This is a genomic window from Arthrobacter sp. JB02-1C (assembly GCF_057748045.1).
In genome coordinates, this window is the sequence record NZ_CM173235.1 from 746,829 (window position 1) to 772,209 (window position 25,381).

20 protein-coding genes and 1 riboswitch are annotated in these 25,381 nt (G+C 68.0%); of the genes, 17 read left to right on the forward strand and 3 right to left on the reverse strand.

Features of this window, described 5'->3' with window-relative positions:
• The first annotated feature begins 150 nt into the window (after nucleotides 1-150).
• The 10 genes from AC3ANP_RS03590 (at nucleotide 151) to AC3ANP_RS03635 (ending at nucleotide 11,740) form a co-directional block, all read left to right on the forward strand.
• The gene (locus tag AC3ANP_RS03590) at nucleotides 151-1,374 is read left to right on the forward strand and encodes an aminotransferase-like domain-containing protein (RefSeq protein WP_488331987.1); all 1,224 of its coding nucleotides are present in this window, start codon (nucleotides 151-153) and stop codon (nucleotides 1,372-1,374) included.
• Between the two features lie 63 nt (nucleotides 1,375-1,437).
• Nucleotides 1,438-2,820, forward strand: a complete 1,383-nt coding sequence (locus tag AC3ANP_RS03595; RefSeq protein ID WP_488331988.1) for an MFS transporter — start codon at nucleotides 1,438-1,440, stop codon at nucleotides 2,818-2,820.
• A gap of 2 nt (nucleotides 2,821-2,822) precedes the next feature.
• Nucleotides 2,823-3,218 (forward strand): RidA family protein, encoded by a 396-nt coding sequence (locus AC3ANP_RS03600; RefSeq protein ID WP_488331989.1) that lies wholly within the window; start codon nucleotides 2,823-2,825, stop codon nucleotides 3,216-3,218.
• Nucleotides 3,215-3,841: an RraA family protein gene (locus tag AC3ANP_RS03605; RefSeq protein WP_488331990.1), complete on the forward strand. Its 627-nt coding sequence runs from the start codon at nucleotides 3,215-3,217 to the stop codon at nucleotides 3,839-3,841. The genes AC3ANP_RS03600 and AC3ANP_RS03605 overlap by 4 nt, the downstream gene beginning before the upstream one ends.
• Before the next feature lie 65 nt (nucleotides 3,842-3,906).
• Nucleotides 3,907-5,280: an ArgE/DapE family deacylase gene (locus tag AC3ANP_RS03610; RefSeq protein WP_488331991.1), complete on the forward strand. Its 1,374-nt coding sequence runs from the start codon at nucleotides 3,907-3,909 to the stop codon at nucleotides 5,278-5,280.
• A 29-nt stretch (nucleotides 5,281-5,309) separates the two neighbouring features.
• Nucleotides 5,310-6,626, forward strand: coding sequence for an MFS transporter (locus tag AC3ANP_RS03615; RefSeq protein WP_488331992.1), 1,317 nt, complete (start codon nucleotides 5,310-5,312; stop codon nucleotides 6,624-6,626).
• Complete coding sequence (locus AC3ANP_RS03620; RefSeq protein ID WP_488331993.1) at nucleotides 6,623-8,305, forward strand: amidohydrolase; 1,683 nt, start codon at nucleotides 6,623-6,625, stop codon at nucleotides 8,303-8,305. Before AC3ANP_RS03615 ends, AC3ANP_RS03620 begins: the two co-directional genes overlap by 4 nt.
• On the forward strand, nucleotides 8,302-9,609 hold the full coding sequence (locus AC3ANP_RS03625) for a M20 family metallo-hydrolase (protein WP_488331994.1): 1,308 nt from the start codon (nucleotides 8,302-8,304) through the stop codon (nucleotides 9,607-9,609). Before AC3ANP_RS03620 ends, AC3ANP_RS03625 begins: the two co-directional genes overlap by 4 nt.
• A 452-nt stretch (nucleotides 9,610-10,061) precedes the next feature.
• Entirely contained in the window at nucleotides 10,062-11,069 is a 1,008-nt protein-coding gene (locus tag AC3ANP_RS03630) for an aldo/keto reductase (RefSeq protein WP_488331995.1), read from the forward strand.
• A gap of 20 nt (nucleotides 11,070-11,089) precedes the next feature.
• Nucleotides 11,090-11,740: an MBL fold metallo-hydrolase gene (locus AC3ANP_RS03635; RefSeq protein WP_488331996.1), complete on the forward strand. Its 651-nt coding sequence runs from the start codon at nucleotides 11,090-11,092 to the stop codon at nucleotides 11,738-11,740.
• A 151-nt stretch (nucleotides 11,741-11,891) separates the two neighbouring features.
• On the opposite strand, the gene AC3ANP_RS03640 is transcribed toward AC3ANP_RS03635, so the two are convergent.
• From AC3ANP_RS03640 to AC3ANP_RS03650, 3 genes are all read right to left on the reverse strand, one after another.
• Complete coding sequence (locus AC3ANP_RS03640) at nucleotides 11,892-13,787, reverse strand: DEAD/DEAH box helicase (protein WP_488331997.1); 1,896 nt, start codon at nucleotides 13,785-13,787, stop codon at nucleotides 11,892-11,894.
• A 305-nt stretch (nucleotides 13,788-14,092) separates the two neighbouring features.
• Nucleotides 14,093-15,451: an MFS transporter gene (locus AC3ANP_RS03645; RefSeq protein WP_488333134.1), complete on the reverse strand. Its 1,359-nt coding sequence runs from the start codon at nucleotides 15,449-15,451 to the stop codon at nucleotides 14,093-14,095.
• Nucleotides 15,452-15,557: 106 nt separating this feature from the next.
• Nucleotides 15,558-16,787 carry an MFS transporter gene (locus AC3ANP_RS03650; protein WP_488333135.1) on the reverse strand — a complete coding sequence of 410 codons (1,230 nt, stop codon included), beginning with the start codon at nucleotides 16,785-16,787 and terminating at the stop codon, nucleotides 15,558-15,560.
• A gap of 156 nt (nucleotides 16,788-16,943) precedes the next feature.
• Between AC3ANP_RS03650 and trmB the strand changes: the two genes are divergently transcribed.
• The 7 genes from trmB (at nucleotide 16,944) to AC3ANP_RS03685 (ending at nucleotide 25,366) form a co-directional block, all read left to right on the forward strand.
• Nucleotides 16,944-17,867: a tRNA (guanosine(46)-N7)-methyltransferase TrmB gene (gene trmB / locus AC3ANP_RS03655; protein ID WP_488331998.1), complete on the forward strand. Its 924-nt coding sequence runs from the start codon at nucleotides 16,944-16,946 to the stop codon at nucleotides 17,865-17,867.
• A 158-nt stretch (nucleotides 17,868-18,025) separates the two neighbouring features.
• Nucleotides 18,026-18,832: a DUF1206 domain-containing protein gene (locus tag AC3ANP_RS03660; protein WP_488331999.1), complete on the forward strand. Its 807-nt coding sequence runs from the start codon at nucleotides 18,026-18,028 to the stop codon at nucleotides 18,830-18,832.
• 64 nt (nucleotides 18,833-18,896) lie between these two features.
• Nucleotides 18,897-19,673 (forward strand): type 1 glutamine amidotransferase domain-containing protein, encoded by a 777-nt coding sequence (locus tag AC3ANP_RS03665; protein ID WP_488332000.1) that lies wholly within the window; start codon nucleotides 18,897-18,899, stop codon nucleotides 19,671-19,673.
• A gap of 263 nt (nucleotides 19,674-19,936) precedes the next feature.
• Nucleotides 19,937-20,026, forward strand: a riboswitch (SAM riboswitch).
• 93 nt (nucleotides 20,027-20,119) lie between these two features.
• A complete protein-coding gene (locus AC3ANP_RS03670) occupies nucleotides 20,120-21,781 on the forward strand; it encodes an ABC transporter substrate-binding protein (RefSeq protein WP_488332001.1) in 1,662 nt (553 codons plus the stop codon).
• Between the two features lie 6 nt (nucleotides 21,782-21,787).
• Nucleotides 21,788-22,747, forward strand: coding sequence for an ABC transporter permease (locus AC3ANP_RS03675; protein ID WP_488332002.1), 960 nt, complete (start codon nucleotides 21,788-21,790; stop codon nucleotides 22,745-22,747).
• Nucleotides 22,748-22,765: 18 nt separating this feature from the next.
• The gene (locus AC3ANP_RS03680; RefSeq protein WP_488332003.1) at nucleotides 22,766-23,668 is read left to right on the forward strand and encodes an ABC transporter permease; all 903 of its coding nucleotides are present in this window, start codon (nucleotides 22,766-22,768) and stop codon (nucleotides 23,666-23,668) included.
• A 12-nt stretch (nucleotides 23,669-23,680) separates the two neighbouring features.
• Nucleotides 23,681-25,366, forward strand: coding sequence for a dipeptide ABC transporter ATP-binding protein (locus tag AC3ANP_RS03685; RefSeq protein WP_488332004.1), 1,686 nt, complete (start codon nucleotides 23,681-23,683; stop codon nucleotides 25,364-25,366).
• The last annotated feature ends 15 nt before the right edge of the window (nucleotides 25,367-25,381 follow it).

A 25,381-nucleotide genomic window follows, 5' to 3' on the forward strand; every position in this document is an offset into this window, starting at 1 on the left:
CCACCATCATGAGGCACATCGCACAGACTATGCGTAGGCGGCATGGGATCCAGCCAAAACTTGTCTTAGACAGCATGAGACCCGGGCGGCGATAGTTGGCTCACCCGGGTGATAGAGGTCGCCCGCCTTACTCGGAAAGGAGCCCTGCCCGTGACGCCCTCCCCGACGACGACGTCGCCGCCCATCGAAGTCTCGGACCGTGTGGCGTCCGGCGCGTCCTCGGAGGTGCGGAAGATCTTCCAAACGGCTCTGAATCGTCCCGGCATCATCTCGTTCGCGAACGGTTCGCCGTTCCTGGGCCAGTTGCCCTTCGGCAGGCTCGCCGACGACGCGCACCGGATCCTCAGCGAATCCGGGGCGGCTGCCCTTCAGTACGGGTCGAGCAACGGCATCCCCGGGCTCCGCAAGCACATCGTCGACCTGATGGCCCTTGAAGGCATCACCGCGGATCCGGATTATGTGCTCGTCACGGCAGGATCGCAGCAGGCGATCGGCTTCGCGGCGCACGCGACCATCAACCCGGGCGACGTGGTCTTCACCGAGGGCCCGTCCTACGCCGGGGCCATGGCCGTGTTCGCCGGCTACGAGGCAGAGATCGTCCATGTGGCAACGGACGGGGACGGCCTCATTCCGGCAGACCTTGAGCGGCGGGTGGCCGCGGCCCGCGCTGCGGGTAGGAGGCCGCGGGCCCTGTACACCGTCCCCAACTTCCAAAATCCGGGCGGGATGAACCTCACGGCCGGACGCAGAAGCTTGCTCGCCCGGATCTGCCGAGAGCAGGAATTGCTGCTGTTCGAGGACAATCCCTATGGTCTCCTCGGCTTCGATGGCAGCACGATGCGGGCCATCCAGCCGGATGCTCCCGACCGCACGTTCTACTTCGGCTCCTTCTCGAAGATGTTCGCGCCGGGCCTTCGACTCGGCTGGGTCCTGGCACCCCGGGCCCTGCACCCGCACCTGACCGACATCGCCCAGACGGGGGCACTCAACCCGTCGGTGTTCAACCAACTCATGATGACCGCCTACCTCGACAACCCGTCGTGGACGGAGTCGCTGGCTGCTTACCGGGCCCTCTACCGGGCCAAGCTGGAGGCGCTCGTTGGCGCCCTCACGGAGCACATGCCAGCAGGAACCACGTGGAGCCGCCCGACCGGCGGTTTCTACCTCTGGGTCACAGTACCGCCGGGCATTGACACGCACGAGCTCGTGCATGACGCCATCGAGCGGGGCGTCGCCTACGTTCCCGGCACCGCGTTTTACACCAACGGCGCCGGCCGCTCGGAGCTTCGCCTGAGCTTTTGCCTCCCTTCGGTTGAGGAGATCCGTGCCGGCACGGCGATCCTTGGCGCTCTGTTCACGCAAGTCCTCGCCTGAACCCGGCGGCCGCTAATGGTCCCGGTCCCGCCCCCTTTTCCGCACCCTCAATTGGAGATTTTCATGTCACAGCATGTCCTTCCGCCCGCAGGCACCGCCACGGCGCGGCTCGATGCGGCCAAGATGAAGAAGATCGCGATGGCCAGCGTCATCGGCACGACCGTCGAATGGTACGACCTCTTCCTCTTCGGCACCGCCTCGGCGCTCGTCTTCAACAAGATCTTCTTCCCCTCCTTCGACCCGCTGGTCGGGACCCTCCTGGCCTTCGGCACGTTCGCCGCCGCGTACCTCGCCCGCACCGTCGGCGCCATCATCTTTGGGCACTTCGGCGACCGGCTGGGCCGCAAGTCGATGCTCCTGGTCTCACTCCTGACCATGGGCGCGGCGACCTTCGCAATCGGCCTGGTCCCGGATTACAACACGATCGGCGTGTGGGCACCCCTCCTGCTCCTGACGCTCCGTGTCATACAGGGCCTAGCGCTCGGCGGCGAGTGGGGCGGTGCGGTGCTCATGACCGTCGAGCACGCGCCGTCGCACCGCCGCGGCTTCTACGGTTCGCTCGTGCAAATCGGCGTCCCGGTTGGAACGCTGATCGCCAACCTCGCGTTCCTCCTGGTGGCCGCGACCGTCTCCGCGGAAGCCCTCGTCAGCTGGGGCTGGCGGATCCCGTTCCTCGCCTCCGCGCTGCTCGTCGCGGTGGGCATTTACATCCGGCTCAACATCGAAGAGACCCCGTCCTTCCACGCGGTCCGTGAGGCCGGCGCGAAGGCCAAGCTCCCGTTTGCCTCGCTCATGCGGGACCACTGGAAGCAGGTCCTCCTGGGCGCCTTTGCCACGCTGTCGACCGGCTCGACCTTTACGCTCATCACTGCCACAGCAGTGGCGTACGGCAAGAAGGACCTCGGGCACTCGGACACGACGATGCTGATGGCGGTCATGGCCGCCTGCGCCCTGTGCTTTGTGCTCATCCCGTTCTTCGGACGACTGAGCGACCGGGTCGGCCGCAAACCCGTCATTCTCGCCGGCGTCGTAGCCGAGGCGCTCGTCGCCTTCCCAATGTTCTGGCTGATGGACACCAAGTCCGTCCCGTTGCTCTTCATCGCCTACCTGGCCATGATGACCGCCTTCGCTGCCCACTACGGCCCACTCGCCACGTTCCTAGCGGAGCTGTTCGGCGCCAAGGTCCGGTACTCCGGCCTCTCGCTCGCGTACATGCTCTCGGGCCTGCTCGGCTCGGCGACGACGCCGTTCGTGACCACCTGGCTGCTCGGCGCCACGCACCAGAGTTCCTCAGTGGCGTGGTTCATCCTGGTCAGTGCCTGCATCTCGCTGGCCGCGCTCCTGATTCTCGCCGAGACCCGGCGCAGCAACATCGACGTTGTCGAAGGCGTCCCCGCAGAAACCCCGCTCCCCCAGAACCGGCTCACCGAAACGGAAGTGCACTGAAAATGCAGAAAATCGCCCACGCCCCCGGCCTCGCCGACGCCATTGGCCCGTTCTCCCAGGCCATCGTGGCCAACGGTTTCGTCTTCGTTACCGGGCAGATGGCCTCCGGACCGGGCGGCCTCGAAGACCAGCCCGACGGCTTCGAGGACCGCGTCCGCCGTACCCTGGAGAACCTCCGCTCGGTCCTCAATGAGGCCGGGACGGACCTGGAGCACGTGGTCCGCTGCAACGGCTACCTCACTTCGAAGGACCAGCTCGAGCCGTACAACAAGATCTATGCGGAGTTCTTCGGCGGCCACCGTCCGGCCCGGACGAGCATCTGCGTGGAACTGTGGGGACTGGACCTCGAGATCGACTGCATTGCCGTGCTGCCCGACAGCCAGGCCGCAGCCTCGTGACCGCTGTAGCCATGGAGACCGGCCGCCTCGTCGAAAGGCTCCGCGGAGTCACCGTCCCCACGATCGGGCACTTCCTCGAGGACGGCTTCCTCGACCCGGGGATCACCCGACTGGCCGGTTCGGGGACCATCGTGGGGCCCGCCCGCACGGTGCGGATCGCCGGCAACGACGCCGTCGCCATGAACCACGCGATCCTCGCCCTCGAACCCGGCGAGATTCTGGTCGTATCAATGTCAGGCGATCATCGCCACGCTCCACTAGGTGCGGTCACTGCGGCTGCGATCGTCGCCCGGGGTGGCCTCGGCGTCGTCGTTGACGGCGTGGTCACCGACATCCTGGACCTGCGGGGCTCGGGCCTCACGGTCCATGCACGCGGGACCGCGTGCCTCACCACCAAGCGGCACTACGGAACGGATTCTGAGCAGGGTGCCCCGGTCGAGTGCGGCGGCGTCCAGGTCGCCACCGGCGACCTGGTATTGGCCTCCGACGACGGCGTCGCGAGCCTCACCCGTCAGGCAGCAGCGGGCGTCGTAGGTCTCGCCGAGGAATCCGACGCGGCCGAGCCCGAACTGCTGGGCCGTATCCGCGGCGGCGAACCGCTCGAAGGCCTGCTCGCGCATTGACCGCACCCGGTCCGCCCGGCACCCGTGTGCCGGGCGGCCCGACGCAACGTAAGGAACACACCTTCATGCCCCTCGCACCACACCAGCGGGACCGAATTCTCGCCGCAGTCGGCGCCGGGTTCGCGGACCAGCTCGCTTTTACCCAGGAGCTAGTGCGGCGTCCCTCGACGCGGACGCGCGAGCGCACAGCCCAGGACCTCGTCTATGAGGCTCTCCGGGCGCGCGGACTGGAGCTGGATCGCTGGCAGCTCGACGCGCAGGAGCTTGACGGCCACCCCGGCGCGGGTGTCGTGGAAGTCTCCTACGAGGGGGTTGAAAATGTCGTCGGCACCTACCACCCGGCTTCGGATACCGGCCGGTCCCTGATCCTCAATGGCCACATCGACGTGGTGCCGGAGGGGCCCCAGGACCAGTGGTCAGGTTCGCCCTGGGACGCGCAGATCCGGGAAGGATGGCTGTACGGGCGGGGCGCCGGTGACATGAAGGCCGGACTCGCGGCGGCGATTTTCGCGTTCGACGCCGTCCGGAACGCCGGCCTCTGCCCCACCGGACGGATCCATGTCCAGTCGGTCGCCGAGGAGGAGTGCACCGGTAACGGTTCGCTCGCCGCGCTCCTGCGGGGCTACACAGCGGACGCGGTGGTCATCCCGGAACCCGAGGAGGACATGCTGGTCCGCGCCAACGTCGGGGTCATCTGGTTCCGCGTCCGCGTCGCCGGCCACCCCACGCACCCCCGCGAAATGTCCTCCGGCTTCAATGCGATCGACGCCGCGTACTACGTCCTCGCGAAACTTCGCGAACTCGAGCAGGAGTGGAACGCGGAGAAGGCCCATCACCGGTACTTCGAGGATCTCGAACACCCGATCAACGTCAACGTCGGCAGGATCAATGGCGGGGACTGGGGCTCCAGCGTGCCGGCGTGGTGCGAGCTGGACCTGAGGATCGCCCTCTACCCGGGCACCGCCCCGGACGACGCGTGGCTCGCGATCAGCCAACTTCTCGCGGGGATCGGAACAGATGAGTCCGGCCACCCGATCCTGGCCACGGCGACGCGGACCGGTTTCTACGCGGAGGGCTATGTCCTGGAAGAAGGCGGCGACGCCGAGGCTGTCCTGCGGTCCAGCCACCGCCAGGTCTTCGGCGAGGAGTTGAAAACCTTCACCACCCCGGGCTATCTCGACGGCCGTGTGTTCGTCCAGTACGGCGGGATCCCGGCGCTGGTGTACGGCCCGGTTTCCGAGGACATCCACGGCTTCAACGAGCGGGTGAGCATTGAGTCGGTCCGCCGGATCACGCAGGCCATCGCCCTTTTCATCGCGGAGTGGTGCGGGGTCGAGGAGTCGCGGGCGGCGTATTCGTACGGATTCGCCGGGGCGACAGGCCGCGAAATACCACTGCCCGGCGGCAGTCACCCTGCCACCATTGAGGAAACCCGCTGAGAGCCATCTCACAGAGCCAACGGAGCAGCATGAGCACTACAACGGCAACGCAGGCCGGCCTTCCTATTGATGAGAAGGTCACCCAGCGCGTCGCACTCGGGGCCCTGGTCGGCACCGCCCTTGAGTGGTACGACTTCTTCCTGTTCACGACCGCCTCCGCGCTCGTGTTCAACACGCAGTTTTTCGCCACCAAGGACCCGATCCTGGCGGGCATGTTCTCGTTCGCGACCCTGGCGATCGGATTCGTTGTCCGACCCATCGGCGGCGTCGTGTTCGGCATGCTCGGCGACCGGATCGGGCGCAAGAAGATCCTGATGGCCACGATCGTCGGCATCGGCGTCGTGACCGGCCTGATCGGCATCCTGCCGAACTATGCGGCGATCGGCGTTGCGGCGCCCGTCCTGCTCGTCCTCCTGCGCATCGTCCAGGGCCTCGCCGTGGGTGGCGAATGGTCCGGCGCCATGGTGATTGCTGTCGAGAACGCCCCCGTGGCCAAGCGCGGCCGGTACGCGGCGCTCCCCCAGCTTGGCTCCCCGATCGGCACCATCCTCTCTTCGGGAGGCTTTGCCCTGCTCGCCCTGCTGATCAGCAAGGACAGCTTCGACGCCTGGGGCTGGCGCATCCCGTTCCTAGTCGCGATCCCGCTGCTTCTCGTCTCGCTGTGGATCCGATCGAAGCTCTCCGAGTCCCCCGAGTTTGTCGCCCTCATGGAGGCCGAGCAGGTCGAAAAGTCCCCGCTGCGCGGCGTGCTCAGGAATTCGTGGAAGCAGATCCTCGTGGGCATGGCCTCCGCGCTCCTGGGCGTCGGCGGCTTTTATCTCATCACCACGTTCGTGGTCTTCTACGGCACCACTGTGCTGAAGATCGACCGCAACCTCATGCTCACAGCGACCTTGATCGCCGCCGTCTGTGAGGTCCCCGCGCTGCTGGCGGGCGGCCGGCTCGCGGAGCGCTTCGGCGCCAGCAAGGTGATCCTCGGCGGCGGCCTCGCCACCGTCATCGTGGCCTTCCCCGCGTTCCTCGGGGTCGAAAGTAGGAATCCCGCCCTCGTGATCGTCGGCATGACCGTCGGCGTGATGGCGTTGTCCATCCCCTACGCCGTCAGTGGCGTGGCCCTGTCCGGGATGTTCCCCACCCGGATCCGCTACACCGGCGTGGCCATCGCCTCCAACCTCGCCGGGCTGCTCAGCGGATTCGTGCCGATGATCGCCACCGCCACGCTCGCCGCGAGCGGCAGCTCCTGGGTTCCGAGCGCCTGGATGCTCGTGGGCATCGCCGTTCTCACCGCTCTGTCCGGGCTCGCGATCCCCGCGCTGAGCATCAAGCAGGAGGGCCTGAAGGCGTGAAGCTCGACCTCGTGATCCGCAATGCGGACATCATCACCATGGACCCGGCCCGGCCGGCAGCGAGTTCCCTGGGGATCCTCCACGGACGGATCCTCGGGCTGGACGAGGACATTCGCGGGCTCGCCGCAACCGAGGTCCTGGACCTCGGCGGGCGGACCCTCGTCCCGGGTTTCATCGACGCTCACTGCCACACACCCTGGTTCGGGCTCGGCCTGATCGAACCATCGGTCGAAGGCTGCACCGGCTTTGAGGAGCTCTACCGCCTCCTGGTCCGCTCCGCCGCGGAAGTCAGCACCGGGACGACGGGCGAGGACTGGCTGATCGCCTCCGGCTTCAACCACGAACTTTTTGGCGGGGCCTTCCCCACGCTGGAAATGCTCGACGCCGCGACCGGCGACGTGCCGCTGTTCCTGCGCCACAACTCCGGGCATCTCGCGGTCGTCAACACCGCCGCACTCAAGCGTGCGGGACTGGCCGAACCAGGTTCACCGGACCCGGACGGCGGCAGCATTGTGAGGGACGGGGCCGGGCGGCCCACCGGTGTCGTCGAGGAGACGGCGCAGCGGACTTTCCAAGCCTTGTTCCAGCCCCGGCCGCTTGCGACGCTCCAGACTGCGATCGAACGGGCCACGAAGGTGTACGCGTCGCAGGGCATCACGTCCTTCACCGACGCCGGAATCGGCGGCGGCTGGATCGGGCAGAGTCCCGTCGAATTCGCGGCGTTCCAGCGCGCCGCAGCCGCGGGGACACTGGCGGCGCGGGCCCAGGTTATGCCCGTCCTCGACGCGCTGAGGCCGCTTTCGGGGCACGCCTCGGACGGCCTCGGCACCGGCCTCGACTTGGGCATGCACTCGGGCTTCGGCTCGGACCTGCTCTCGCTCGGCCCGGTCAAGGTCTTCCTGGACGGTTCCCTGCTGGGCCGCACCGCCGCCGTGTCGGAGCCCTACTGCGGACACGGAACCGGGCACGGGCACGGGAATGGGCAGGGGAATATCGGCTATTTCCAGGGCGACTCCGAGGGCCTTAAGACGGCCATCGAGGCCGCGTACCGCTCCGGTTGGGCGATCGCAGCCCACGCGATCGGTGACCGCGCCGTGGACCTGGCCCTGGAACTATTCGAAGACCTCCAGGCCCGTTATGCCCGCCGGGGTCTGCCGAACCGTATTGAGCATGCCTCGATTGTGCGCCCTGACCAGCTCCCCCGCCTCGCCGCGGCCGGGATCGCCGTGACCCCGCAGTCAAGTTTTTTCCACGACGGCGGCGACGGCATGACCGCCTCCCTCGGCCCCGAGCGGGCCGCTTGGGCGTACCGAGCGGCCTCGTTCCTCGCTGCCGGGGTCACCGTGGCCGGCAGTTCCGACCGTCCGGTGGCTGACGGTGACGTGCTCCGGGGCATGCAGGCCTACGTTGACCGCCGCACCTCCTCCGGTGCGGTGTTCGGCAACCCCGCCGAGCGCCTCACGCGCCGCGAAGCGCTCGCCCTGTACACCACCCAAGCAGCCGCGGCTACCGGAGCGGCCGGGACCAAAGGAATGCTTTCGCCCGGCAGACTGGCGGACGCCGCCGTGTTATCGGCGAATCCGCTGGACGCACCGGACCTGACCGCAATCACCGTCGAGGCTACGTTCCTCGGTGGGAACCCGACCTACTCTCACGCCCTCGAAGGAGTGCCCGCATGAACGCCCCACTGCCCACCAACCAGGACTTCCTTGCCGATTTCGCCACGATGGGTACGTTTGGCGCGACCGGAAACGGCGGTGTGGACCGCCAGGCGGCCACCGCGGCCGACGGCGAGCAGCGCCGCTGGCTCGAGCGGGTCCTCACGGACCACGGCTTCACCGTCCGGTATGACCGGATCGGCAACCAGTGGGGCCTGCTTGAGCTCGTGCCGGGCGCCCCGTACGTTGTCGCCGGCTCGCACATGGACTCCCAGCCCACCGCAGGCAAGTACGACGGCGCGTACGGCGTCCTCGCCGCTGCCCATGCGGCGTTCCGGGTCGCTGGGCGCACCGGCTCCCACGGCGCGGCCGGGGGTCGGGAGCCGGTGGCCAATATCGCCGTCGTCAACTGGTTCAACGAGGAGGGTTCGAGGTTTCAGCCGTCGATGATGGGCTCCTCCGTGTACACCGGCAAGCTCACGCCTGAGGATGCCCTGGCGGTGCAGGACGCCGCGGGCGTCACAGTGCACGATGCCCTTGACGCGCTAGGGTTCCGCGGTGACTGGGACGGCCCCGAAGCGGCGGCGTGCGTGGAGATCCACGTCGAGCAGGGCCGGTCGATGGAACGCGACGGAGTGACGATCGGGCTCGTGCACTCCAACTGGGCTGCGAACAAGTACGAGTTCGTGGTGCACGGCGAGCAGGCGCATACGGGTTCGACCGCCATCGCAGACCGCCACGATGCCCTGCTCGGCGCTGCGATGCTCGTGGTCGCAGCCCGCGAGATCGCCGATGCCTTCCCCGGCGTGCTGCACACGTCCGTGGGGCAGCTCAACGTGTACCCGAACTCACCCGTCGTCGTCCCCAGCCGGGTGAGCCTCCTGCTCGACCTGCGTTCCGCGGATGAGTCGGTACTGGCGGAGGCTGACGCGCTGCTGCACGAACGCGTCAGCCGGATCGAGGCGGAGGCGAGCGTAACCATCGAGCGGCGGATGTCGCACTCTTGGCCCGTTACGCCGTACCAGCCGGAGGGCGTCGAGCTCGCGGCCAAGGCCGCGGCAAACCTCGGCCTGGCGCACCGGCCCGTCATGACACTCGCCGGGCACGACTCGACGAACATGAAGGACATCGTCCCGACGGTCATGCTCTTCGTCCCGAGCGTGGACGGCATCTCGCACAACGAAAACGAATTCACGCACGACGCCGATCTGCTGGCCGGGCTTGCGGTGCTCACCGATGTCCTGGAGCGGCTTGTTGCCGGCGAGCTCGGCTCCGCCGCAGGAACGACGGCGGGTACAGGCCGGTCACAGGAACGCCCGAGCTGAACCCGTAGAGCCGGAATAGCCACCGGCCGCCCGGGTTCTGGGCAGGAACAGCACCACCCGGCAGGGCAAGATGCTGGCGGACGATGGTGACACTCGAGCCTAGTGATCGGCAGACGTCTCGAGGTCCTTCAGGGTTTCCGGATCCTCACGGAAGGAAGGGACGATCACGGAGGTGGACAGTGGACCGGCCAGCCAGCCGCCCGGCCAGCGGACGGGTCTGCGCTCCCGCCCGGTTAGTATCCGCCCGGCAGCTGATCCGGACGCGACACGCCGTGTCCCGGGCCGGCAGCGGCCGGCAACTGGGCGGGAGCGCCGGGAAGAACTGGGCGGGAGCGCCGGAAAGACTGGGCGGGAGCGCCGCGAAGCACTGGGCAGGAGCGCCGGAATAGCCACCGGCCGCCCGGGGTTCTTGGCAGGAAGAGCACCACCCCGGCAGAAAGAGGAGATCCAAGATGATGGCGAGAGTTGAGCTCGGCGATGGCCTGCAGGTCAGCCCGATGGGATTCGGCGGCATGGCCCTGACCCCGGTGTACGGCGAGGTGGACCCGGCGGAGGCGCTGGCCACCCTGCACCATGCGGTGGATTCCGGCATGAGCTTCATCGACACGGCGGACATCTACGGCGGCGGCAGCAATGAGGAACTGATTGCGCAACTGCTCAAGGAACGCCGCGGCGAGGTGCAGCTGGCCACCAAGTTTGGCCTGGTGGGCACGCCGTCCACGGGCTACTCGGACATCCGCGGCGACGCGGGGTACGTCAAGCAGGCAGTGGACCGCAGCCTGCAGCGCCTCGGCACGGACACCATCGACCTGTACTACATGCACCGCCGCGACCTCCGCGTTCCGATAATGGAAACCGTGGAAGCCATGGCGGCGCTGGTACGAGCTGGAAAGGTGCGGCACCTTGGCCTGTCCGAGGTGACGGCCGAGGAGCTCCGGGAGGCCAACAGCGTCCACCCGATCGCCGCGGTCCAGAGCGAATGGTCCATCTGGAGCCGCGACGTGGAACGCAACATCGTCCCTGCGGCGGCCAAACTTGGCGTCGGTTTTGTGCCGTACTCGCCGCTTGGCCGGGGATTCCTCACCGGCACCGTGGACGCCTCGAAGCTGGGCAGCAACGACTTCCGCCGCAACATCCCACGCTTCGCCGACGCCGCCCTGGACGCCAACCAGGCCGTGGTGGCCGCGATCCAGGCCGTTGCCGCCGAGCTCAGCAGCCCTGGAAACACCGCGACGCCGGCCCAGGTGGCGCTGGCCTGGCTGCTGGCGCAGGGCCGGCGGCTGGGACTACCCGTGGTCTCGATCCCCGGCACCCGCAAAGCGGACCGGATCGACGAGAACCTGGGCGCCCTGACGCTTGTGCTGAGCCCGGCGCAACTTAAGCGGCTCGACGCAGCCGCGGACGCCGTCGTCGGTTCCCGGTCCGCAGATCCGAACTGGGTGTCCCAAGGCCGCGAATAGCACCGTCCTAGACTGATGCCATGGACTCACTTATGCATTCGCTCCGTGACATCACCATCCGCCGGATTTCGGTCAGCGAGATGGACAACAACGTGTATCTGCTCACGGCCAAGGCATCCGGCGCGCAGCTCCTGATCGATGCGGCCGATGATGTTGCCGCCATCCAGGGGCTGCTCGCGGACGCCGCGGCTGATACCCGGGCGACGCCGAAGCTGATGTTGGTCGCCACCACGCACCAGCACTGGGACCATGTCCGCGCGCTGCCGGCCCTGGTGAAGGCTACCGGCGCGAGGACGGCGGCCGGCCGGGATGACGCAGCCGAACTGCCGGTGCCGGTCGATGTACCGCTGGATCACGGCGACGTCGGCAACTTCGACGGTTTCGACGTGACGGCGGTGCACCTGCGCGGCCACACCCCGGGTTCGGTGGCCTTCGTGTACCAGGACCCGGAGGGCCCGGCGCACGTTTTCTCCGGCGACTCGTTGTTCCCGGGGGGCGTGGGCAACACCCAGAAGGATCCGGCCCGGTTTGCCCAGCTGATCACCGATGTCAGCGAGCGGCTGTTCGACGTCTACCCGGATGACACGGTGGTCCACCCGGGACACGGCAAGCCAACCACCCTGGGCGCGGAACGCCCGCACCTGGAAGAGTGGCGTGCCCGCGGCTGGTAAAACCTAAAGCCCTCATCGAGTGCTCCCCACCGGCCCCCTCGCCTCGCAAGCTCGGCCAGGGAACTCTGCCGGCGTGGGCCCAAACTGCCGTTATGAACCTTCTAAACGGCCGTTCTGGAGCACTCGATGGTGGTTAGGGAGCGGTTGGACCTTAGCGGCTGCGGCGCTCGTTCGATGCCGGTGCCGACGCGCGGCGGGGACCGCTGCTGCGTCCCGGACGGCCGCTGCCCGAGCGGCCGGTGCCGCCGCCCGCGTAGGATCCGCCCGAGGTGCCGCCGGTGTTGGACGACCATACTGCTGCGGACCCGCCGGACTTGGCGCCGGCAGCTGCGCGCTGGCCGGTTGCCGGGCGCCCGCCGCGCTGGCCGCCGGTGGCGCCGCCCGTGCGGGGCGCGCCGGTGCGCGGAGCGCCGCTGCGGGGTGCCGCACCGCCGCGGGAATCGCCGCGGCCCTCGGCAGCGCGTCCGTCCGAGCCGCGGCCGTCCGACCCACGGCCAGCCGAAGCACGGCCGCCGGCTGCAGGTACGTCGTTGTGGTGTCCGTAAGCAGTGGCGCGGCCGCGGCCCCTGGCGTTACGGCGTTCGGCGCGCTCGGCGTCGGCGCGGTCCTGGTTCTGTTCCGCGACGCGATCGGCTGCGTTCCGGGCAGCGGCCTGGCCCTCGTAGGCCACCGCGCGGCGCTCCGAACGGGGAAGGTCGGTGCGGGGGGCCTCGGCGGACACCCGTCCGCGCCCGCCCCGGCCACCCCGGCCGCCCGCGGTGGGGGCAGCCTGGCGGCGGGCGCGCTTGCGCTCGGCGTTGGCACCGGTGGAGGTGCCGCCGCCCTGCTGCGTGGCCTTGGCGGCCAGCAGCGCGGCGCGGGTGCGCGGATCGATCTTTTCGGCCATCTCGCCGACCAGCTTGGCCACCAGCGGGGAGTTGGCGGTGACGCGCTCGAAGCTGACCTCGACCCCGGCAGCCTTCATCAGCTTCTTCACGTCCGACTGCTGCTCCGGCAGGGTCAGCGTCACCACAGTGCCGTCCGAACCGGCGCGCGCTGTGCGGCCGGAGCGGTGCAGGTATGCCTTGTGCTCGGTGGGCGGATCCACGTGGATGACCAGCTCGACGTCGTCGACGTGGACACCGCGGGCGGCGACGTCGGTGGCGACCAGGACGCGGACCTCGCCGGAGGAGAACTCGGCAAGGTTGCGGTCACGGGCGTTCTGCGAGAGGTTGCCGTGCAGGTCGACGGCGGGGATGCCGGCGTCGGTGAGGGTCTTGGCAAGCTTCCGGGCGTGGTGCTTGGTCCGCATGAACAGCACCCGGCGGCCGGCGCCGGAGGCGAGCTCGACGATCAGCTGCTTCTTGACGGTCTGGTCGTTGACGACGAGGACGTGGTGTTCCATGGTGGTCACCGAGGCCTGCGGGTCGTCCACCGCGTGGGTCAGCGGGTTGGACAGGTAGCGCTGGACGATTTTGTCCACGCCGTTGTCCAGGGTGGCGGAGAACAGCAGGCGCTGGCCCTGGCTGGGGGTCATGTCCATGAGCTTCTTGACCACCGGGAGGAAGCCGAGGTCGGCCATGTGGTCGGCCTCGTCCAGGACGGTGATCTCGACGGCTTCGAGGGTCACGATGCGCTGGCGGATCAGGTCTTCCAGGCGGCCGGGGCAGGCGATGACGATGTCGACGCCGGCGCGCAGGGCCTTCTCCTGCCGGGCCTGGGAGATGCCGCCGTAAATCACGGTGGTGGTCAGGCCCATGGCCTTGGCCATCGGCTCGATGGTCGCGTTGAGCTGGGTGGCCAGTTCGCGCGTCGGAGCCAGGACCAGGCCCATCGGGCGGCCGGGCTTGCGGAAGTGCTTGGCTTCCCGCTCAGCGAGTCGTGCTACAAGCGGGATGGCGAAAGCGATGGTTTTGCCGGAGCCGGTGCGGCCGCGGCCCAGGACGTCGCGTCCGGCCAGGGTGTCCGGCAGGGTCTTGACCTGGATGGGGAACGGTTCGAGGATCCCCTGGGCGGTGAGGGTGTCGGCGAGAGCCTTGGGCGTGCCGAGGGCAGCAAAAGTAGTCATGTTTTTCAAAAGGTCTTTCAGGCGGTATCCAAGCGGATATCGGCCCCCGGCGCCGGTTGGACCAGGGGTTCGCCGAAGAAAAGTCAGGTGGTCAACCGGGCGGCCTGCAAGCTTACGCAGGCCGTCGGGACCAAATAGAACGCGTTCATCGACGCAGGATGTGCCTCTCACATGAATAAAGCCCGCCAAGCTCGTCTGGATCGCCGGTAGCCGGCTAAACGAAGTCGTTGGGCATCACTGCACATCAAGTTCCCCAAGTCTATCATCTGCGGCGGCCCTCTCGTTTCAGCCGGCCGCAACGGCCGCTACAGCCCGCGGGACGGACGCCTGCCCGTTACCCGCGGCGCGACCAACGCCGCAGCGACGCCAACCAGGGCGGTCATGGCGAAGACGCCGGCAAAAGGGGCCGCGCCGGAGCCGGCCACCGTCGCGACGGCCGCGAAGACAAGACCGGTACCGGCCAACGACAGGGCCCCGCCGAGCGAATCGGAGATGGACATGGCCGAACTGTTGAAGCCCTGGTTCGTCCGGTCCGACAGCGCCAGGGTCAGCACGCTCAGGCGGGCATACATCAGGCCCATGCCCGCGCCGGCAACTACCCACGCGGCGATCGCGACGGCGGCGGACCAGTTCAGCACGGTGGTGGCGAGGACCAGGACGATGGCGGCCAGCACCATCGCCGCTCCGGCGCGGACCGCGCTGCGGTGCTCCAGGCGCTCTCCGAGCCGGCCCTGGACAGCGGAGCCGGCAGCCCAGGCGACGGCACCGCCGGTGAGGGCGAGGCCCGCAAAGGTGGGTGAAAAGACGTAACGGTCCACCAGCAGGTAGGGCAGATACACCTCGGCGCCGAAGAAGGCGGCAGAGGCCAGGCCCCGGGTAAGGATCACGCTGGGCAGGCCCCGGCGCGCGGTCAGCGTCCCGGGCGGCACCAGCGGCCGGACGGCGAACAGCGCGACGGCGACCGCCGCGACGGCCACGATGCCGCCAATGCCCGGAACCCGGTCCGAGAGGTTCAGGCCGAGCACCGCGAGGGCCGCCAGCGCCGCCCACGCCAGCCTGCCGTAGCCCTGGGGCCGGCGTGCGCCGGCCCCGGGCCCGGTCTTGGCCCCGCTCCCACGCCCGCTCCCGACGGCTGTCTCCGTCCGCGGCGCGGTGTCTTCGGGTTCCCCCGGCCCGGCACTTCGCGCGCCGGGGGAACGGAGCCGGCCCAGCGCCGGAACGATCATCAGCAGCGCGGGAACCACCAGGCCCACCACGCCCAAGAACACCCAGTGCCAGCTCGCCAGCTGCGCCACCAGGCCCGCCGCGAAGGGCCCCACCAGCGAAGGAATCACCCAGGCGGCCGAGAACGCCGCGAAGATTTGGGGATGCAGCACCGGCGGGTAGACCCGGGCGATCACCACGTAGAGCGCCACCGTCATGGCCCCGCCGCCCAGGCCCTGGACCAGCCGGCCAGCCACTAGGGCGGGCATGCTCGCGGCGGTTCCGGCGATCAGCAGGCCCAGGACAAACAAGGCGACCGAGGCGTACAACGGCGCCACCGGCCCGCCCCGGTCGGACCAGTTTCCGGCAGCGACCATGCCGATCACGCCGGCGGCCAGCGGTCCGGCGAAGGCCAGCGCATAGAGACTTGCCCCGTCCAGTTCGCGGCTGACCACGGGCATGATGGTGGTCACCGCGAGTGATTCGAAGGCGGCCAGGAAAACCAGGGCGAGCGCGCCCACGGTCACCAGGAGATAGCGGCGGTGGAAGATGCCTTCCGGGGCGGCATTAGCCTCCGACAAACCGGTTCCGCCCTGCCTTGTAGCCGAAAGCTGCGGCCAGCGTCCCGACGATCAGGAACAACACGCCGGCCGCAGCAAAGGACCCGGTGGCCTGGTGCAGCTGACCCACCAGCAGGGTCCCGACCGAGCCGACGCCGTAGCCCACGCCCTGCATCATGCCGGACAGGTGCGCGGCGGCGTGCGCGTCGCGGGTGCGCAGCATGATCAGGGTGAGCGCCGCCGCCGTCAGGCTGCCCTGGCCGAGGCCCAGCAGCCCGGTCCACACCCAGATGAAGTCCAGCGGCCCGAGGATGCTCAGGACGAAGCCGCCGCCGGTCATCAGCGCCACCACTGTATTGATGGCCCGCTGGTCCCGGAACCGCGCGGCGAGCGCGGGGGCAAACAGCGAGCCGAGCATCTGCAGCACGATCGACGCGGACACCATCAGCCCGGCCGTGGCGCCGTCGACCCCGCGCTCCCGCAGGATCGGTGCCAGCCACGAGAAAACGCTGAACGACATCATCGCCTGGAGCACCATGAAGCCGGTGACCTGCCAGGCTATCGGCGAGCGCCAGACGCTGACCCCGTCCGGCGTCCCGTGCTGCCGTCCGTGCCGTTGCCGCACCGCCAGCGGCAGGAACAACAGCAGCACGACGCCGGCCGGCAGCGCCCAGAACCACAGCGCCGAGGTCCAGTGCCCGGTCGCGCGGAACAGCGGGTAGGTGAACCCGGCACCTAGGGCGCCGGAGGCACAGATCGACATGGTGTACAGGCCGCCCATGAGCCCCACCCGATGCGGGAAGTCGCGCTTGACCAGGCCGGGGAGCAGCACGTTGCAGACGGCAATCGCGGCCCCGCAGGCGGCGGTGCCGGCCAGCAGCGCCGGCAGGTGGCCCGGGCCCGGCAGCTCGAGGGGACGCAGCAGCAGCCCCGCGGTCAGCACGGCCATGGCTCCGAGCAGGACCCGCTCGGCCCCGAACCGGCGGGCCAGGCCCGGCGCGAGCGGCGCGAACACACCCAGCAGGGTCACCGGCGCCGTCGTCAGCGCAACAACGGCCCAGCCCGGCAGGCCGGCGTCGGCGGTGACTTCCGGAAGCACCGCGCCGAAGCTGGAAAAGACGGTGCGCAGGTTCAGTCCGATCAGCACCAGGCATACGGCCAGGAAGGCCAGGGCGCGGCGGCTGCCAGGCAGCGTCGGACCGGCGGGCGGCACGGCGTCGACCTCGGCGTCCACCAGCGGGTCCGGTGCGGTGGCGGTGGCGGCGCGGTCCGGCCGTGGCGCTCTGTTGGGTGTGGTCACGGACCCATTGTGGCAGGCCGCCGCGGGCCCGGGAGCCCGGCTGCGCCTTCCCGGCCGGGACCGGAACTTCGGAACTCCACTATTCTGGAGGTGATGAGCGAAGCACCAGAATCCCCGCAGCAGCCGCAGCCTTCCCGCGCTGTCACGCCCGGCACCCAGGCGTCCTTCGGGACCTACGGCGGCCGGCCGGTCAGCTTCGTGCGGCGCGGCACCCGGCTGCAGGGCAGGCGGCAGGCGGCGTGGGAAGAGCACGCCGGACGGTGGGCCGTCGATGTCCCCCGGCACGTCGCCAACACCTCCGTGGACCCGGACTACGTGTTCGACGCCGAGGCCGAGTTCGGCCGGACGGCACCCCTGATTGTCGAAATCGGCTCCGGCCTCGGCGACGCGGTCTGCCACGCGGCCGAGCAGAATCCGGACACTGACTTCCTGGCCGTGGAGGTCTACACCCCCGGCCTGGCCAACACCCTGATCAAGATCAACAGCCGCGGCCTGGGCAACGTCCGGGTGGTGGAGGCCAACGCCCCGGAGGTGCTGGCAACCATGCTGCCGGCCGGTTCCGTGACCGAACTCTGGGTGTTCTTCCCCGACCCGTGGCACAAGTCGCGGCACCATAAACGGCGCCTGATCCAGCCGGCCTTTGCAGACCTCGCTGCCCGCGCCCTGAAGCCCGGCGGCCTGTGGCGGATCGCCACCGACTGGTCCAACTACGCCGTGCACGTGCGCGAAGTCCTGGCCGGTTCGGCCGACTTCGAAAACCTGCACGCAGGCGAGCGCAGCGGTGCCGACAGCCCGCTGACGCAGGTGTGGGAGTCGGGGGTGGAATCCGTAGTGGGCGGCGCCCCGGTCAAAGAGGGCCGGGCACCGGTCAGCACCGAACACACCGGGCCCAACGAGGGCGTGGACGCGGCCGGGGGCTGGGCGCCCAGGTTTGAGGGGCGGATCCTGACGAGCTTCGAGAACAAGGCGCATGAGGCCGGCCGGCTGATCTTCGACCTCTGCTACCGGCGCCGCTGACGGTCCGCCAGGGAGGGCACCCCGGACGTCCGCGTGGTGCGGGGGGCTTCCTGCCGCACCGCGGAATCTCGTGGCACGATTACGGAATAATGCAGCCCCGGCGGGAATTCCGCCGTCGCACGAACCACAGAACGCAAGGAACGGCCATCAAAAAAGAATTGAAGGACGCGGCGGACGTCGCGGAAGACGTCACCAATTCCAAGCCCCTGGAAATCGCGGCCCGCGCCGGGTTCGCGGTCTCGGGACTGCTGCACTTCCTGATCGGGCTCGTTGCCATCCGGCTCGCCATGGGCGGGCAGGGGCGTGCGGATTTCAGCGGCGCCGTGGCCGAACTGGCCGCGCAGCCCGCTGCCCCCGTGCTGCTCTGGACCGCCTGCGCGGCCTGCGTGGCCCTGGCCATCTGGCAAACCAGCGACGCCATCTTCGATTTTGAGCACCTGCCCACGAAGAAGAAGGTCGGGAAGAAGCTCAGGGCCGCGTTGCAGGCCCTGGTCTACACCGGCTTCGGGCTGACGCTCGCGTCCGTCGCGGTCGGCGCACAATCGGACCAGCGCCGGTCCACAAGCGACCTCACCCTGCACCTGATGAGGGCGCCGGGAGGCACCTTCCTGCTCATCCTCGTCGGCGCGGCCGTCGCCGTGACCGGGATCGTCTACGCGATCCGCGGCTTCCGGAAGTCTTTCGTCAAGTACATCCGGATGCCCTCCAACGATCAGGCGCGCACCGCCGTAACGGCCACCGGGATCGCCGGTTACGCCGCCAAGGGCATAGCCCTGCTGCTGACCGGGCTGCTGGTCATCATCGCCACACTGAAGGCGGACCCGTCGCAGTCCACGGGGCTCGACGGCGGCCTGCGGGCCTTGCGGGAGCAGCCGCTGGGCGTGTACATGCTCGCCGCCGTTGGCGCCGGCCTGATCTGCTACGGCATCTTCATGGCGGTCCGGGCCCGGCTCGCCCGGATGTAGCGGAACAGGACGCGGTCTGAATCGGGCTGGGCGTAGGGTGGGCGTTAGACGGAAGGAGCACTTCATGAAGAAAATCCTCATGGTACTGACTAGCGTTTCCGAGATCGGCGATACGGGCGAGAAGACCGGCTACAACGTGGCCGAGGCTGCACATCCCTGGAAAGTCTTCAAGGATGCCGGGCATTTCGTCGACTTCTCATCCATCCAGGGTGGCCAACCACCGCGCGACGAGGTGGACAAAGAAGATCCCATCCAGGTCGCCTTCACGGAGGACGAGGCCACGCGGGCCGGCCTCTACAACACCGCCCGCGTCGACGTCGTGGATCCCGACCAGTACGACGCCGTCTTCCTCGTGGGAGGCCACGGCACCATGTGGGACTTCCCGGATAGCGAAGGCTTGCAGAACCTCGTTGCCAGCGTCTACAACGCCGGTGGCCTGGTGGGCGCGGTCTGCCACGGCCCGGCCGGCCTGCTGAACGTGGAACTGGCCAACGGGTTTCGCCTCGTCGAGGGCCGGAAGGTGGCTGCCTTCACCAACGACGAGGAGGTTGCCGCAGGGAAGGACAAGGTCATTCCGTTCTTTTTGGCAGACCGGCTTGAGGAACAGGGCGCCACCCACGTCTCCGCCGGTGTCTTTGAGGAAAAGGTCGTGGTTGACGACCGGCTGGTGACCGGTCAGAACCCGGCCTCAGCGGCCGGGGTGGCCAAGGAGATGGAGAAGCTTTTCGCAGCAGTCATCCACCAGGAAAAAGCCGAGGAACAGCACGAGACGGAGGCTCTGCGCGCCGAGAAGGACGCGGAGAAGGCTGCCGAGAAAGCTGCCGCAGAAGCGCAGCACTAAGACCAACAGCGCGCTGAAACGGACGGCCACCCCGGCAACGGGGTGGCCGTCCGTTTTCGTCCGTGCGCTCGCAACGACACTGTCCAGCGCCTCGCCGCCCGGCCAAGTTCATGACGCCGGGTGGGCGGTTATGTGGCGCGCTAGGAGCGTTTATTGCAGAACGTGTCGTAATGATTGGTCAATCGAAGATTCTGCGGCAAAGTAGGGGTTACCTCGACCCACAAGGGTTGCGGGAACGAAAAAAGCCCCCCTGGGCGAATAAACAACCATCCAGATCGGCTGAGAGACCTGGCTCGATGACGCCGTAGCAACCACCCTTTCGGGCACGGTGCTAATGCCAGGACCGATGGAGATTGCCAAGATCCCGCGTTCCAAACCGGCGCCCTGCGGCGGCCGGCTGGACCCGTGATTCTGGAGTTCCTTGGTCATGACCGAGAGGATCCACGATGGATACCAACGAATCACGCACCGCCGCTGCGAACGCGAAAGCAAAACGCCGCCCGCTGCGTTTGCTCACGCTGATGGGCGCCGCGGCCCTGGCCCTGAGCGCCTGCGGCGCCAACACAGCCGGTGCCCCGGCACCGCAAACCCAGGATGGAACGCCGGTGCAGGGCGGAACGTTCGTGTTCGCCGAAGTCACGCCCATCAACAACTTCCAGACCCAGGCGGCGCGCTTCTACGAAAAGGCCAACGTCCTGAACAGCGTGCTGGACCGGCTGACCTATTTCGATGCCAAGAAGGGGGCGCTGGTCCCCTGGATCGCCAGCAAGTTCACCGCGAGCGAGGACCAGACCAAGTTCACCTTCACGATCCGCCCGGGAGTGAGCTTCAGCGACGGAACGCCGCTGGACGCCAAAGCGGTCCAGGCCAACTTCGAGGCGCTGGGGAAAGGCATCGAGAGCGCCAAGATCCAGCCCAACGTGGACTTCTCCACGTACCAGTCCTCACGGGTCATCGGCGAGGACCAGGTGGAAGTAACGCTGTCCTCCCCCGATGCCAACTTCCTGCGCGCCACTTCCTCCGTCACCGCCGGACTCGTTTCGCCGAAAACCCTCACGCTCGATAACGCCGGCCAGTCGGCCATCGCGAAGATCTCGGGATCGGGTCCCTTCACCTTCGAGTCGGAGAAGGCCGATGAGGAAATCGTCCTGGCAAAGCGCTCCGACTACGCCTGGGCCCCGGAAGGCGCCGCCAACCCGGGAGCCGCCTACCTGGACAAAGTCGTCGTGAAGTACCTGCCGGAAGTGGCACACCGTGCCGGGGCCGTGCAGACCGGCCAGGTTGACCTGGTCCGTGGCCTGCAGCCCGCCGATGAAACCTCCCTCGCCGGGAGCGGCAACCAGGTCCTGCCGGCCAAAGGCATCGACCTGACGGTAAACATGGCCGCCGTGCGCGTCGGCAGCGGCAAGCTCGCCGACGTGAAGGTCCGCCAGGCACTGCAGCTTGGAATCGATCGGCAGACACTCAAGGACACGGTGCTCTCCGACAGCTACGAACTCGCTGGCTCCGTTTTGAACCGCGAAGCGCCTGACTTCGTTGATCTCTCCTCCGACCTGGCCTACAACCCGGAGAAGTCCAAGAGCCTGCTGGAGGAGGCCGGCTGGGCAGTTGGCGCCGACGGCACCCGCGCCAAGGACGGCCAGAAGCTTGAGGTCACGGTCACGTCATCAAACAACTCGGTTGTTATCAAGCCCGCTTTCGAACTCATCGAGCAGCAGTGGCGCAAGATCGGCGTGAAGCTGGTCAACCGCGCGGCGGACAACGCCTTCCTGGCGACCGCCATGAAGGACCCCAACGTGGAATTCTTCGGAACCCGGCAGTTCGCGTACGGCGGCCTGGGGCCGGTCTTCGGCCCCGCAACCAACACGCAGACACTGAATGCGGACTCCCAGCTCAATAAGCTCTTCGCCACGGAACGCGCCGCTACCAGCGCTGCCACGCACAAGCAGGCCGTTGCCGAAGAACAGCGCGCGCTGGTTGTCGACCAATCGCTGGCCCTCGTTCTCTGGGACGAAGTCCAGGTCTATGGTGCCAATGCCAAGTCGCATGTCGAATTCACCTCGGGCACCGCACCGATCTTCCAGGGTGCCTGGAAGACCAGCAAATAGACCGCCATGGGCCTCTACTTCGCGCGGCGCCTCGGGCAGGCGCTCCTTGTCATCTGGCTGGCGTACACCCTCGTCTTCCTGGCAGTGCAGCTGCTGCCCAGCGATCCGGTCACGATTTTCCTGTCGGCGGACGCGGCGGCCGACCAGGCAACGATTGATGCCATGAAGGCGCAATACGGCTACGACCAGCCGCTGCTGGTGCAGTACTTCAACCAGTTCGGGCAGTTGCTCCGCGGTGACGTGGGGTACTCCCTGGCCTCCGGGCAGTCGGTGGCGACGCGCATCGGCGCGGTTGCCGGATCCACCGTGGCACTGGCATCCAGCGCGTTCGCCTTGGCCGTAGTCCTTGCGCTGGCCCTCGTTGCCGCCGCCACTTTGAGCCGTTCGACGGCGCTGAAGCGGTTGATCACCAACCTCCCGCCGTTGTTCGCAGCGGTTCCGGTCTTCTGGCTCGGCCTCGTGCTGCTGCAGCTTCTGTCCATCCAGCTCGGCGTGATGTCCCTGTTCCCGGACGGTTCCTTCGCGTCACTGGCAGTCCCCGTCCTCGTCCTGGCCCTGCACGTTTCCGCCCCGATCGCGCAGGTACTTCTTAAGAGCATCACCCACGTGTATGAGCAGCCCTTCATCGACGTGCTGCGGGCCAAGGGCGCCTCCCCGGCGTGGATCTTCTACCGCCACGCCCTGAAGAACGCGGCGGGTCCGGCGATGACAATTGCCGGTATCACGGTCGGAACCCTGCTCGCGGGTTCCGTCATCACGGAGACCGTCTTCGCCCGCTCCGGTCTGGGATCGGTGGTACTTCAGGCGGTCACAGTCCAGGACGTCCCGCTGGTCCAGGGCCTGGTGCTGCTGACGGCTTCGGCATTCGTTGCCGTGAACCTGATCGTCGACCTGCTGTACCCGCTGTTGGATCCCCGCATCCTCAAGAGCAGCACCCACGGCTCACCACGAGCACTGACCGCCTGAAACCGAACGGAGAATCTTGTGAGCCTCGAGCTACTGCAAACAGACCCCGTCCATGAAGTCTCGTTGCCCCCGGCCGCCGCCGTGGCCGCCGTCCCTACTGGCCAGGCGAAACGCGGAGGAACCATCCTGCGCCCAACGGGCCTGTGGCTGACCGTCATTCCGTTGCTGGTTGTCGTGGGGTGGGCCGTCCTGCCGGGCCTGTTCAGCGGCTTCGACCCCATCAGCGGCATTCCGAAGCAGAAATTCCAGCCTCCAAGTTCAGGGCACTGGTTCGGCACGGACCACCTGGGCCGGGACGTCTATGCGAGGGTCGTCCACGGCACCTCCCAGACGCTGCTCACCGCGGGGCTCGCTGTCCTGATCGGCGCCGTGGCGGGAACGGCCCTGGGCCTATTCGCTGCGACGGCCGGCCGGGCCGCCGATGCCAGCACCATGCGCCTCGTTGACGTGCTCCTGGCAGTGCCAGGGTTCCTGATCTCGTTGATCATCGTGACGGCGTTTGCGCCCGGACCCATCTCCCTTGGGGTGGGCGTGGGCATCGCCTCGATTGCCTCGTTCGCCCGCGTGGTGCGCTCGGAAGTCCTCCGCGTGCGCAACCTGGACTACGTCGAAGCCGCCTTCCTCAACGGGGGATCCTACTGGTCCGTCATCTGGAGGCATGTTCTGCCGAACTCCTGCGGCCCGGTCCTCGCCCTGCTGGCAGTGGACCTCGGCGCGGCGATTCTGGCAATTTCCGGGCTCGGCTTTCTCGGCTTCGGCGCTCCTCCTCCCACCCCGGAATGGGGGTTGCTGATCTCTGAGGGCCGGCAATACCTCGCCGGCGCGTGGTGGATGACCACCTTGCCCGGCCTCGTCATCGTGCTGACGGTCGTTCTTCTGGCCGGTCTCGGCCGCCAACTTCTCAAGATCTTCCGGTTCTAGTCAGGAGCCCCCATGACAACCAACCCAGTGAAACCCAGCCCCGACGCCGCACCTCTGCTCGACGCCGCGCCTTTGCTTGAGGTGCGTGGACTACATGTCGAATACGGCCGCGGCGCAGGGGCCATCGTGGCTGCAGACTCCCTTGGACTCGTCCTCAAGCCGGGTGAAATCGTTGCCCTGGTCGGCGAATCCGGGTCGGGCAAAAGCACGCTCGCAAAATCGCTCATCAGGCTGCTCCCCGAGTCGGCCACCGTTTCTGCCGGATCCATTCTCTTCGACGGCCTTGACCTGGCCGGCCTTTCCGAACGCGCAATGGAGAAGATCCGTGGCCGCCAGATCGGTATGGTTCCGCAGGATCCCGGGGCCTCGCTGGACCCGGTGAAGACGGTGGGATCCCAAGTGGCCGAGGTGTTCCGGCTGCACCCCGAGGAAGGCAAACGTTCCAAAAGCGAGATCCGGGCAGAGGTCATCCGGCTGTTCGAACTGGTAGGCATCGACCGTCCGGCGGAGCGGCTGAAACAGTATCCCCACGAACTCTCAGGCGGACTGAAGCAACGCGTCCTGATCGCGATCGCCTTCAGCCTCGGGCCGAAGCTGCTGATTGCCGATGAGCCGACCTCGGCGCTGGACGTCACCGTGCAGCGGCGCGTCCTCGAGGTCTTCAGCAGGCTGGCCCGGGACCACGGTACGGCCGTCATTTTCGTGACGCACGACCTGGCCGTCGCAACCGATCTGGCCGACCGGATTGTGGTGATGCAGCAGGGACGAATCCGCGAAGACCGTCCGGTCAGCGACATCCTGGCGCATCCGGAGGACGACTATACGGTCAGGCTGCTCCAGGAGGCCTCTCCGGCCGCCCCCAAGGAGGTCCCGGCCGTCGTGGATGCGGCCCGGGATGAGCCCGTCGCGGCGATCGACGTCCGCGGACTCACCAAGGTCTTCGGCCGGGGCGGCACCGAACATCGCGCGGTGGATGACGTCACTTTCGCGGTGCGCCAGGGAACCACCTTCGCATTGGTCGGCGAATCCGGCTCAGGCAAGTCGACGACTGCCCGCATGATTATGCGGCTGCTGGACCCCAGTTCAGGCACGGTACAGGTGCACGGCACCGACGTCACGCCCATCCAGGGCAAGGACAAACGGGAGCTGTGGCGCACCCTGCAGTTGGTGTACCAGAACCCGGATTCGGCGCTTGACCCGCGGCTGACGGTCCGGGACATTGTTGCCGAGCCCCTGGTCAGCTTCCGGGTCGGGTCGCGATTGGAACGCCGCGCCCGGGTGGCCGAGCTCCTTGACCAGGTGAACCTGCCGGCGCGCGTCACCGACAGCAGGCCCAAGGAGCTCTCCGGCGGCCAGCGCCAGCGCGTGGCCATCGCCCGCGCACTGGCCCTGGGCGCCCGCACCATCGTGCTTGACGAGGCCCTCTCCGCCCTGGACGTCCTGACGCAGGCCCAGATTCTGGTCCTGCTCGAAACCCTGCAACGCGATTTGGGACTGTCCTACCTTTTCATTTCCCACGACCTGCACGTGGTTGAACGCTTCGCCCATGACGTCGGCGTGATGAGTCGGGGGCGGTTGCGGGAAGTCGGCCCGACCGCGCAGGTCTTTGCCAACCCAGAGAGCGAATACACGCGTTTGTTGCTGGACTCCAATCCCGGGCGGCGTCTGCGCGAACTCGTTCCGTCACCCGCCCACTAGAAACTCCTTGATCTC

What these genes read in the sequence shown, in the direction of transcription:
- AC3ANP_RS03595 (WP_488331988.1), top strand. Translation starts at nt 1,438, where the DNA reads ATGTCACAGCATGTCCTTCCGCCCGCAGGCACCGCCACGGCGCGGCTC.
- AC3ANP_RS03600 (WP_488331989.1), top strand. Translation starts at nt 2,823, where the DNA reads ATGCAGAAAATCGCCCACGCCCCCGGCCTCGCCGACGCCATTGGCCCG.
- AC3ANP_RS03610 (WP_488331991.1), top strand. Translation starts at nt 3,907, where the DNA reads ATGCCCCTCGCACCACACCAGCGGGACCGAATTCTCGCCGCAGTCGGC.
- AC3ANP_RS03615 (WP_488331992.1), top strand. Translation starts at nt 5,310, where the DNA reads ATGAGCACTACAACGGCAACGCAGGCCGGCCTTCCTATTGATGAGAAG.
- AC3ANP_RS03625 (WP_488331994.1), top strand. Translation starts at nt 8,302, where the DNA reads ATGAACGCCCCACTGCCCACCAACCAGGACTTCCTTGCCGATTTCGCC.
- AC3ANP_RS03630 (WP_488331995.1), top strand. Translation starts at nt 10,062, where the DNA reads ATGATGGCGAGAGTTGAGCTCGGCGATGGCCTGCAGGTCAGCCCGATG.
- AC3ANP_RS03635 (WP_488331996.1), top strand. Translation starts at nt 11,090, where the DNA reads ATGGACTCACTTATGCATTCGCTCCGTGACATCACCATCCGCCGGATT.
- AC3ANP_RS03640 (WP_488331997.1), bottom strand. Translation starts at nt 13,787, where the DNA reads ATGACTACTTTTGCTGCCCTCGGCACGCCCAAGGCTCTCGCCGACACC.
- AC3ANP_RS03645 (WP_488333134.1), bottom strand. Translation starts at nt 15,451, where the DNA reads ATGCCCGTGGTCAGCCGCGAACTGGACGGGGCAAGTCTCTATGCGCTG.
- trmB (WP_488331998.1), top strand. Translation starts at nt 16,944, where the DNA reads ATGAGCGAAGCACCAGAATCCCCGCAGCAGCCGCAGCCTTCCCGCGCT.
- AC3ANP_RS03665 (WP_488332000.1), top strand. Translation starts at nt 18,897, where the DNA reads ATGAAGAAAATCCTCATGGTACTGACTAGCGTTTCCGAGATCGGCGAT.
- AC3ANP_RS03670 (WP_488332001.1), top strand. Translation starts at nt 20,120, where the DNA reads ATGGATACCAACGAATCACGCACCGCCGCTGCGAACGCGAAAGCAAAA.
- AC3ANP_RS03675 (WP_488332002.1), top strand. Translation starts at nt 21,788, where the DNA reads ATGGGCCTCTACTTCGCGCGGCGCCTCGGGCAGGCGCTCCTTGTCATC.
- AC3ANP_RS03685 (WP_488332004.1), top strand. Translation starts at nt 23,681, where the DNA reads ATGACAACCAACCCAGTGAAACCCAGCCCCGACGCCGCACCTCTGCTC.